The sequence below is a fragment of the Dietzia sp. DQ11-71 genome (assembly GCF_014144995.1).
In the GTDB taxonomy this organism is placed as follows: Bacteria; Actinomycetota; Actinomycetes; order Mycobacteriales; family Mycobacteriaceae; genus Dietzia; species Dietzia kunjamensis.
Genome location: NZ_JAALDT010000065.1, coordinates 1 through 1,514 on the forward strand (window position 1 = coordinate 1; position 1,514 = coordinate 1,514).

The 1,514-nt window shown below is 70.4% G+C and carries 1 protein-coding gene; it reads left to right on the forward strand.

The window, feature by feature from the left end:
- The first annotated feature begins 266 nt into the window (after positions 1-266).
- The gene (locus G6023_RS02615; protein ID WP_182634013.1) at positions 267-1,319 is read left to right on the forward strand and encodes a beta-ketoacyl-ACP synthase III; all 1,053 of its coding nucleotides are present in this window, start codon (positions 267-269) and stop codon (positions 1,317-1,319) included.
- Positions 1,320-1,514: the final 195 nt, after the last annotated feature.

The window sequence follows — 1,514 nt, forward strand, 5'->3', positions numbered from 1 at the left end:
CCGCGGTGGACGTCCCGCCTACCTGGGACGCGCCGCGCTGGCGGGAGTGGCTCGAGGGGCTCGCCCGCGGGTGAGCCGGGTGCCCACGCGCCTGGACGCTGTCGGCGGTGGGCATCGCCGGGGGTGGGCGCTGTCGGGGGCGAAACGTCGCGGTCGTATGCGCCGATGTTCCCACCGACCCCAGTACTGTTGCGGGGAAGTAACGTCACGGGCCGCGTGAGCACGGCCCGATCCCGAACCGCACACCGACGAGGAGCTACATCCGTATGGCGGATTCCAACGAGACCGTGACCATCGCGACCAGCGGGGGCGCCACCGGCACCACCCTGCTGGGTATCGGCGCGTACCGCCCCGGGCGCGTCGTCAGCAACGAGGAGATCTGCGAGACGATCGACTCGACCAGTGAGTGGATCTACGAGCGGTCCGGGATCCTCAACCGCCGTTTCGCGAGCGCCGACGAGTCGATCGTCATGATGTCGACCGAGGCGGCCCGGAAGGCCGTGGCCTCCGCAGGGATCGACCCCGAGCTCGTCGACGCGGTCATCCTGTGCACGTCGACCAACTGGACGCAGGTGCCCCACGCCGCGCCCCAGGTGGCCACGAACCTCGGACGCAACGGCATCGCCGCGTTCGACCTCACCGCCGGCTGTGCCGGGTTCGGGTACGGCCTGGCGGTCGCGACGAACATGATCCGTGGCGGCGCCTCCCGGTACGTCGTGGTGATCGGTGTGGAGAAGATGAGCGACGGCATCGACTTCACCGACCGCAACACGGCGTTCATCTTCGGCGACGGCGCCGGTGCCGCGGTGGTGGGCCCCTCCGAAACCAACGACATCAGCCCGGTGGTGTGGGGTTCCGACGGCGAGCAGGGCAGCGCCATCAGCCAGACCAAGGACTTCAAGGCCTACATCGACGAGGTCGACTCCGGCGCCGAGGACGTACTGCAGCCCTACCTGACCATGGACGGGTCCAAGGTGTTCCGCTGGGCCGCGGTGCAGGTCTCGAAGGTGTGCGCCGAGACGCTGGAGACGGCGGGCGTGACCGCGGAGCAGATCCAGGCATTCGTCCCGCACCAGGCCAACGGCCGTATCAACTCGGCGATGGCCAAGCACCTCGGTCTGCCCGACACCGTGGCGATCGCGAACGACATCGAGCAGACCGGCAATACCTCGGCCGCCTCGATCCCGCTGGCCATGGAGACCATGCTGCGCGAGGGCCAGTCCAAGCAGGGAGACGTCGCACTGTGCATCGGGTTCGGCGCCGGCCTCTCCTACGCCGGCCAGGTCGTCCGACTCCCCGCGGCCCCGCCCGTCGACTGACGGGCCGGGCGTCCCTCCCGGGGCCTCCCGAGGCCTCCCCGCGTGCCCCGGAAGGCCTCGGGAGGGACGCCAACTAGACATGTGTTGATGAGACAGTGATCCCATGCACACGTCTCCTCCCCGCCGCGCCGCGAGCCGCCTGGTCGCCGGTGCCGTCGCGGCCACCGCCGCCCTGCTGTCCCCGCTGCTGGCGGC